Origin of the sequence: uncultured Shimia sp., assembly GCF_913054185.1 — a bacterium.
Lineage (GTDB): Bacteria > Pseudomonadota > Alphaproteobacteria > Rhodobacterales > Rhodobacteraceae > Shimia.
Genome location: NZ_CAJXIV010000045.1, coordinates 21,811 through 30,405 on the forward strand (window position 1 = coordinate 21,811; position 8,595 = coordinate 30,405).

The window sequence follows — 8,595 nt, forward strand, 5'->3', positions numbered from 1 at the left end:
TCCCTTTCAGCCACCGGTGTGCGGCACTACATGTGGGTCACCACTTTGGAGGCCACATGATTTTCTGGATTGCTGCAGCTGCCCTTGCCCTTGTCACCACAGGTTTGTTTGCGCTCGCATTGATGCGCCGCTCCGAGGACGAAGAGCACCCCGCCGCTTATGATTTACAGGTCTATCGCGACCAGCTCAAAGAGGTCGACAAAGATCAGGCCCGTGGCGTGATTGCTGCTGAAGACGCCACCCGCATGAAGACCGAAATTTCCCGACGTATTTTGGCTGCTGACGCACAGATGCAAAATGCGGAGACTGGCGAGACAGCTGGCGGCCGCAAAACCGTGGCAGTTGCTTTTGTTCTGGCACTGGTGGTTTTTGGCAGCAGCTTTGGTCTTTACTACAAACTGGGTGCCCCGGGGTACCGCGACATGCCTCTGCAAGACCGTGCTGCCGAGGCGCAGTTGCGTCGCGAAAACCGAGACAGCCAGTCCGTGGCCGAAACCAAAGTCCCACCTCGTCCGGCCGTAGACGCGGGTGAAGAATTCCTTGAACTGATGACAAAGCTGCGTGCTGCCGTGGCCGACAATCCAAACGATCTGCAAGGCCAAGAGCTTCTGGCCCGCAATGAGGCCAACCTTGGCAACATGCCAGCCGCCTACGCCGCGCAAGCCAAAGTCATTGAGATCAAAGGCACAGACGTGACCGCCGGTGACTACGTGTTGCACGCCAATCTTCTGATCTCGGCGGCTGGGGACTATGTGTCTCCAGAAGCGGAGCAAAGCCTCAAAAAGGCCTTGGAGCTGGACCCATTTAACAATCTCGGGCGCTACTACATGGGCCTGATGATGTGGCAAACCGGACGCCCTGACGCGACCTTCCGCATTTGGGACCAAGTCCTGCGCCAGAGCCCAAATGATGCGCCATGGGTGCCCTCTATTCGCAATACCATCACAGAACTGGCCTGGTACGCAGGTGTGGATTACAAAATGCCCGCGCCGGTGCCAACCCATAGTCCAGATGGCCTGTCCGGCCCGTCTGCTGAGGACATGCAAGCCGCCGGAGAGTTGGATGTAGAAGACCGTCAAGCGATGATCCAAGGCATGGTGGATCAACTTTCTGATCGTTTGGCCACCGAAGGCGGCACGCCACAGGAATGGGCGCGCTTGATTGGCGCATATGGCGTGATGGGCAACACAGAACGAGCACAGGTGATCTGGGACGAAGCTCAACAGGTGTTCGCAAATGTGCCAGAGGCACTGGAAGTGGTGCGCGCCGGCGCGGCGCAGGCGGGTTTGGAATGAGCGAGATCTACCAAAGCATCGAAGAAATGGCCCCGCACCTACCCCCGATGCAGGCGTTGATGGGTTTAGATCTTGGCACCAAAACCATTGGCGTGGCGGTGAGCGACAGTTTCCGCTCTGTGGCTACCCCCATTGAAACTGTGAAACGCAAGAAATTTGGTCTGGATGCGCTGCGGCTGATTGAGATCGCCAACGATCGCAGCATTGGCGGGATCATCCTTGGGTTGCCAATGAACATGGACGGCAGCGAAGGTCCAAGGGCTCAATCCACCCGGGCTTTTGCGCGCAACCTGTCGGCGCTGGTTGAGGTGCCAATTGGCTTCTGGGACGAGCGATTGTCCACCGTGGCCGCCGAACGGGCCCTGTTGGAGGCGGATACGTCACGCAAACGTCGCGCAGAGGTGATCGACCATGTGGCAGCCTCGTATATTCTACAAGGAGTATTGGACCGGTTGAGCCATCTTGGGAGCGCATCGTGAGCAAAGACATCGTGTGGAAACGCAGCGAAGTGGAAAGCCCGTGCATACAAGTCTGCGTTGTGCACCCCGAAGAGCGGATTTGCACCGGCTGCCTGCGCAGCATAGATGAGATCACCCGCTGGTCTAAGATGGCGCCGGAAGAGCGCAGTGAGATTATGACAGAGCTGCCCACCCGAGCGCCGCGTTTGAAAAAGCGTCGCGGTGGCCGGAGCGCACGTTTGAAACGCTAAAGCCAAGCACCAGTCCAAACAAAAAGCGCGCCCGAATGGAGCGCGCTTTTCTCGTTTCTGACAAAGGACGTTACGGTGTCGCGACGGGTGTCGCAGCTTCCACCGCTTCGGTTTCGACCACCGACACGTTGCTTGCGGTCATACCTGCGCCAAACACTGTAGCCACGGGAGCACCGTCATAAGAGACCGTGAACCAGCCTTCGCCGGCGTCTGCATCCGCATCTACGGTCACCGTACCGGAACCTGCGCCCTCAGGGACCAAGACAGCAAAGACGTCTTCTGCAACGTCAAAGTCTTCAATGACCGGCAAGTTGTCTGGGTCGACCCAAGTGCCAGATGCAAAGGTGTCTGCGCCTGCACCGCCTTCGGCCACATCGCCTGACCCAAGGATGAAGGTGTCGTCACCCTCTCCACCGCGCATGGTGTCCGCATCCAACACGTCGGAGGTTGCAATCATGTCGTCGTCAGAGCCGTCCTCAACACCCACAAAGACGTCGTTGCCAAGACCGCCTTCCATGCTGTCTTCACCCACGCCGCCAATCAGCGTGTCATTGCCGCGACCACCCAACAAGGTGTCGGCACCAGCTTCGCCATTCAGGTTGTCGTCAGAGGTTTGGCCTGACAGATGGTCATCGCCCTCGCCGCCTTCCAGCGTATCATCGCTGTTGCCGCCCCAAAGCGAGTCATTGCCCTCTCCACCAAGCAGGCTGTCATTGCCGTCACCACCAAGCAAGCTGTCAGCCCCTTCGCCGCCGTCAAGCGTATCATTGCCATCTTCGCCAGCCAGAGCGTCGTCGCCCAACCCGCCAGAAAGAGAATCTAGACCCAAACCGCCAAGTAGGCTGTCATCGTCGTCACCCCCATCTAACGTGTCGTCACCCCAACCACCAAGCAAGGTGTCGGCCCCGGCATCACCGGTCAAGCTATCATCAGAAGTGCCGCCCCCCATGAGGTCGTCGCCCGCACCGCCCATTAGCGTGTCCGCATCGTTGCCGCCGGAGATTTTGTCGTCCCCTTCGCCACCATCGATGACATCCTCACCGTCGCCACCAAGGATGCTGTCATCGCCTCCAAGCCCAGTTACAACGTCCGCACCTGCGGCCGCCTCAATCTGATCCCCATTTTCAGTGCCGGCAAGCGTGTCCGCTTCATCGGTACCGGTGATTGGGTCCACTGTCGTGGTTGGGTCGCCAGTTGTGGTCGGGTCGTCGCCTGTCGTGGTCGGATCGCCCGTTGTGGTTGGGTCGTCACCGGTTGTCGTCGGATCGTCGTTTGTTTCCGGCTCAACACTGTCATCGTCGTCGTCATCAGTGATTTCATAAATCAGCGCGCCACCGAGGACCGCCAGGCCCAAAATCCAAAGTAATTGCATCACTTACACCCATAGTCCGAAATGAATTTCCTAAACTCTATACAAATTTTACTGAAATTTTAAGCAGGCATTTTGTTGCGATGCTGAGTTCGAAACAATGCAGGGTTGCCGCTCCAAACGTTTCCAACATAGAAACGCGACCTCGGGTTTTACCTACTTACACGCGAAATAACTGCGATTAAATCGCCACTCCTGCCCCGTATCTCTTGAGATTTGGCTGAGAACCGTACGTCGTGGGGCTTCTCAGCTTGGGCAATGTCGCAACGGGGAAGACAAGGCCGATTCGTCTTATTGATTATACGCAGGCCTAGCATCCACCTATGGCGGAACCCAACTAACGCCAAGCCACCTGCCAACTGATAAAGGCTGGTGTCACACCCCTGCCGCCTTGCGCAGCATGTTCAGCGCCACCAAGGTCAGAAACACCGCAAACACACGTTTGAGTGGCTTGGGGTCCATCGCATGCGCCAGCTTAACCCCCAGCGGCGCCGTCAAAAGCGTCATCATAATGATCAAGCCAAAGGCCACCATATTCACCGCGCCAACCGTGAACGGCGGACGGGTTGCCGGGTCAATTTCCATAAACAAAAAGCCAATCACGGCTGGCACAGCGATGGTCACACCAAATCCTGCCGCTGTGGCCACTGCGCGATGGATTGGCACGTTAAACAGCGTCATCAGCGGCACACCAAAGCTGCCACCACCGATGCCCATCAGCACCGAAAGGAATCCCACGCAAGGGCTCACGATCGCCCGCGTAATCCCGCCCGGCATCATCTGCCCCAACCGCCAATGCGCTTTGCCAAACCCCATATAGGCGCCAATCACCAACGCCAGAGACCCAAATACAATTTGCAGCGTCACCGAGCGCAAATTGGCTGCAACCAGCACACCGATGAAAGCGCCAACCACAATGCCCGGCGCCCAGGTGCGCAAAATATCCCAATCCACCGCGCCTTTTTTGTTGTGGCTCGCAACAGACCGTAACGACGTCACAATGATGGTCGCCAGTGACGTGGCCAGACAGACCTGCATCAACTGCGGACCATCATAACCAAGCGCCTGAAACGCATAGAAAAAGGCGGGCACCAGCACGATGCCCCCCCCAACGCCAAGCAGCCCCGCCAACACGCCGGCAACGCCGCCAATGGCCAGAAGTAGAACCAACATCTGAAAAAGTAAGGCGGGATCGTGGGCCATAAGTCTCTCCGGGAACGTGTTTCGCGGCGAGATAAAGCGCAAATTCCCGCAGTTCGCAAGCTGCCGCCTAAGCCGCGGCCTGTGTCACATGTTGCAGCGCGGCCAGCACCGTCTCTGGTCCCGCTCCCGGTTTGGTCGCGTGCTCCGACAAATACCGCCGCCAGGCCCGCGCGCCGGGCTTGCCGGCAAATAAGCCCAACATATGACGCGTTATCTGATTGAGCTTGCCGCCCTGCGTGAGGTGCGTTTCGATGTATGGCAGCATCTGATGCACCACCAGAACCGGATCACTGTCGTCATCTGCGCCAAAAATTTCGCGATCCGCCGTGCACAAAATGTCGGTCGGATTGTGATACGCCGCACGGCCGATCATGACGCCGTCCATGCCTTCCGCCAAATGGGCGTGAGCCTCCTCCAAAGTGGCCACGCCACCATTGATCGACAGGTGCAACGCTGGAAAGTCGCGTTTCATTTGATAGACCAACGGATAGTCCAGCGGCGGAACATCGCGGTTCTCTTTTGGGCTCAAGCCTTTCAACCATGCCTTACGTGCATGTATAGAAATGCGTTTGATTCCGGCGAGTTGCATTTGGTTTATAAAGTCAGGAAGCACGTCTTCTGGCACTTGATCGTCCACACCAATCCGGCACTTGACCGTGATCTCAGCATCCGTTTCTGTCTGCATCGCGTGGACACAGTCGGCCACCAACTCCGGGGTCTTCATCAAGACGGCGCCAAATGTGCCAGACTGCACCCGATCAGACGGGCACCCCACATTGAGATTGATCTCATCATAGCCTGCGTCGGCCCCAAGTTTGGTGGCTCGCGCCAACTCCTGTGGATCACTGCCCCCAAGTTGCAACGCCACCGGATGCTCATCAACGCTATGGTCCAACAAATGCACCGCACCACCGCGCACCAAGGCTGGGGCTGTGACCATTTCGGTATACAACAACGTGTGCCGAGACAGCAGCCGGTGCAGGTAGCGACAATGGCGATCCGTCCAGTCCATCATGGGGGCAACGGAAAGACGTGCATGCCCCCAAATTTTGTCTCTATTGTTTTCAGACACTTGTAAGTCCGCCATTTTTTTGGATGTGCCCCACTATCAAAAATCCGCGGCAAAAACAGCCCAAAAAGGACAGCGTACATCGTTGAGCCACACCAAAAATCCTTTGTTACGCATCCCATCGCACGCCAAAATTTGTTGCGGTTGATTTCGGGTCAGCGCGTTTTCACTCAAACCATGGACTATTTATGCCGGGCAAAAACCGCGCCACAACTTGATCCCAGACAAATACACAAAATAATCTACACACCCTGGACCTACCTCGCTTTCGTGCCGCCCCTGGTTCTCGCTTAGGCCACCTTCCGTTCGAAAGCCGTTGGGCTTTTCCAGCCCAATGCTGAGTGCCAGCGTCGCGGATTGAAGAACCCGTTAGTGTATTCGAAGATCGCCATCTCTGCTTGCCTACTTGTTTCCCAGAACCGCCACCACATCCGCTCCGCCTTGATCGTTTTGAAGAACGTCTCGACCGCTGCGTTATCACAGCAATTATCGCTGCTGGCCTCGTGGTAGTAGTGCCGATCTTGAATTCCCTGCTACCCGGGACTTTCCGAAAGCAAGAAGAGATGCGCGCGGCCATCGGATCAGCTGCGGCTGAGAACCTCGATGATCTTGGGCGCTTAAAACATGAGGTGATCGCACTGAATTTCGTACTGTCGAAAGCCAACTCTGACCAAATCCACAGGGAAAAACACAAAGAAGCTCAGGAATCTGCCGATTGACTGAAGAGTAAGCGGTTGGATGTTCGATACTCTCTGTGGGGTATTGAAGAAGGCTTGCAGACACTTATGAGGGAACCGGATTGGATCGCACCCACACTCGTTGATATCAAACGAAGAAAGAAGTTACTGGTCGCGGCTTCGAAATTAGGTGAAGTGGTAGATGGTGTCGTCCGAAAGACACACTTTACTGGGGCGGTTCCAGGCCGGTTCTCAAGATGGACGGTTCAGCGACCGGTGGCCAAGACGAAGTTGAGTCTCGACACCTTCATCAATAATGAGCCCTGAAGGCGTTTCGGCTCATTTTGGCAAAATTCATGCGTTTCTGTCACCGGCGAAAAGGCCCATTTCTAACCAGCTCGGCTTCTCGAATGCAGACATTGGCCCAGCCGCAGCGAAGTTCGGCAAAATCCCACCTGCAGGGCCTTCTCCACCGCGGTTCCGAGCGTCCGCTTTCTTCGATCAGGCGGAATTTCCCGACTTCTGCTCCAGGCTGGGAGCCGCCGGTAGACGGGTTTGCAACAACGGCAGCAATGGGCCGCTTGCCAATGGCGAAGGATGGTATAACACAATAGGCGGTTGCGACTGCGCTGAGGTGATGGTTTTGGCCTCCGCAAACAAAGTGGAAATATGGGCGGAACTTGCTTTAAGTTAGTCAAACAAGAAAGGATCTATCGTATCACCAAGTTTGACCTTCAGACGCTATCAATAGCTCACCAAGACGTGGTTAAAAACACCCGTCGATGGCTTGACCAAATGGTAGTAGGATTAAATCTATGCCCATTTTCCTCTAGCGTCATAGCCCGAGACCAAGTCTATTATGCCATATGTGATGCCACCACCGATGCGGAACTAAAGCAGTTCTTTGTGAATGAATTACAGCGCCTGCTTGGGACCAACGAAAATGACGTTGCCACGAGCTTGCTCATGTTTACCCAAGGTCTAGAAGAGTTCGGTGATTACCTCACCTTGCTCGATTGGTTTCAGCACCTATTGGAGCAAGCAGAATTGACAGAGCACGTGCAATTGGCATCATTTCATCCTCAATATCAATTTGAGGGTGTGGCTGCTGAGGATCTTAGCCATTTTACCAATCGCTCACCCTATCCAACCATACATCTTCTGCGTCAAGATCAGATGACCAAAGCCCTCGCTCACGTTTCGGACCCCGAGAAGATTTATATAGATAACATAAAAACATTGAATAAACTTGGGCGCCGACAGGTCGAAGCACTCTGCCCCTGGGGGAAATAAACTGTTTGCGTTGGCTTGTAACCGCGCCCGTCGTCAGGGTTTTGGGGGCCAAGGTCCGCTTCGGGCTGTCCCTGTTGAGTCAATCCACCTTATCGAAGTTCACCAAAGCTGAGAACCGAACGTCCGAAATCCAGACACTTGGTTGGTCATTGGTGCGGAGGTGGCAGGTCATAAAGTTCAGGCTGACAAGATGTGCAATCACTGTGTCAGCCCTAACCGACACCTGAGCAGCATACTCAAGAATGGCTATGCTCGAGCTAACATGCCGAATGCGAGTTGTGCAACTGTGCGTAGCGAGACGTTTGCGGACGGGGCCGGAAACGGGCGCATGGATCGCGCGCGCCAATGCCTGTGGCGCTACAGCCAGGCCAGCGTTGGTCGTTGGACTTCTTGTCGGACACATTGGGGTGTCCCGCAAGTTTCGCACTTTGGCAGTGAATGATGATCGCTGCCGTGAGAACCTGTGCTTCATGGCCGACACCAGCATCTCTGGCGCGCGGGTCGCCCGTGAATTGGACACGCTTGTTCGGGTCTACGGCAAGCCCAGCGGCATTGTCAGCTGCAAAGGGACGGAGTTCACCAGTCGCGCGATCCTGAAATGGGCGAATGAAAACGGCGTTGAATGGCACTACATTGATCCCGGTAAGCCGCAGCAAAACGCCTTCATTGAATCATTCAACGGCAGTCTGAGAGATGAGCTGCTTGACGAGGAATGGTTCGACAGTCTGGACGACGCCTGCCGCAAGCTGGTGCTTTGGCGATATGACTACAACCAGGTCAGACCATATTCATCTCTGGACGACAAAACACCCGCTGAAGCGCGTCGAGCGTTAGAGCAATTTGAGGGCTCCGCGCACGATGCGCTTGCCCAAAATGAAGCCGAGGAATATGAAATCCAAACCCGCAGACTCTCGTTAGGAATGAGGGAGCCTTGGGGGGCAAGTCAGGCCCAAAGGGTGGACTGAAAAACCATCAAGGTG

At 55.7% G+C, this 8,595-nt stretch carries 7 protein-coding genes and 2 pseudogenes; 5 read left to right on the top strand and 4 right to left on the bottom strand.

Annotated elements, in window-relative coordinates:
• Positions 1-56 precede the first annotated feature (56 nt).
• Genes ccmI through QZ517_RS11015 form a run of 3 tightly spaced genes read left to right on the top strand, consistent with a single transcriptional unit; the run spans position 57 to position 2,004 of the window.
• A complete protein-coding gene (ccmI, locus tag QZ517_RS11005) occupies positions 57-1,295 on the top strand; it encodes a c-type cytochrome biogenesis protein CcmI (protein WP_294226621.1) in 1,239 nt (412 codons plus the stop codon).
• Entirely contained in the window at positions 1,292-1,774 is a 483-nt protein-coding gene (ruvX, locus tag QZ517_RS11010; RefSeq protein WP_294226624.1) for a Holliday junction resolvase RuvX, read from the top strand. Before ccmI ends, ruvX begins: the two co-directional genes overlap by 4 nt.
• Entirely contained in the window at positions 1,771-2,004 is a 234-nt protein-coding gene (locus QZ517_RS11015) for a DUF1289 domain-containing protein (RefSeq protein ID WP_294226627.1), read from the top strand. The genes ruvX and QZ517_RS11015 overlap by 4 nt, the downstream gene beginning before the upstream one ends.
• Before the next feature lie 70 nt (positions 2,005-2,074).
• Here QZ517_RS11015 and QZ517_RS11020 read toward each other — a convergent pair whose 3' ends face one another.
• From QZ517_RS11020 to QZ517_RS11035, 4 genes and pseudogenes are all read right to left on the bottom strand, one after another.
• The gene (locus QZ517_RS11020) at positions 2,075-3,376 is read right to left on the bottom strand and encodes a calcium-binding protein (RefSeq protein WP_294226630.1); all 1,302 of its coding nucleotides are present in this window, start codon (positions 3,374-3,376) and stop codon (positions 2,075-2,077) included.
• Positions 3,377-3,748: 372 nt separating this feature from the next.
• Positions 3,749-4,576, bottom strand: a complete 828-nt coding sequence (locus QZ517_RS11025) for a sulfite exporter TauE/SafE family protein (protein ID WP_294226633.1) — start codon at positions 4,574-4,576, stop codon at positions 3,749-3,751.
• A gap of 67 nt (positions 4,577-4,643) precedes the next feature.
• Positions 4,644-5,648: a tRNA dihydrouridine(20/20a) synthase DusA gene (gene dusA, locus QZ517_RS11030; protein WP_294226636.1), complete on the bottom strand. Its 1,005-nt coding sequence runs from the start codon at positions 5,646-5,648 to the stop codon at positions 4,644-4,646.
• 287 nt (positions 5,649-5,935) lie between these two features.
• Positions 5,936-6,133: pseudogene (locus tag QZ517_RS11035) on the bottom strand (IS3 family transposase); the annotation flags it as partial.
• 858 nt (positions 6,134-6,991) lie between these two features.
• Here QZ517_RS11035 and QZ517_RS11040 point away from each other — a divergent pair.
• Both QZ517_RS11040 and QZ517_RS11045 read left to right on the top strand, forming a co-directional pair.
• Entirely contained in the window at positions 6,992-7,615 is a 624-nt protein-coding gene (locus tag QZ517_RS11040) for a DUF1415 domain-containing protein (protein ID WP_294226639.1), read from the top strand.
• 309 nt (positions 7,616-7,924) lie between these two features.
• Positions 7,925-8,580 (top strand): annotated as a pseudogene (locus QZ517_RS11045) (integrase core domain-containing protein); the annotation flags it as partial.
• Positions 8,581-8,595: the final 15 nt, after the last annotated feature.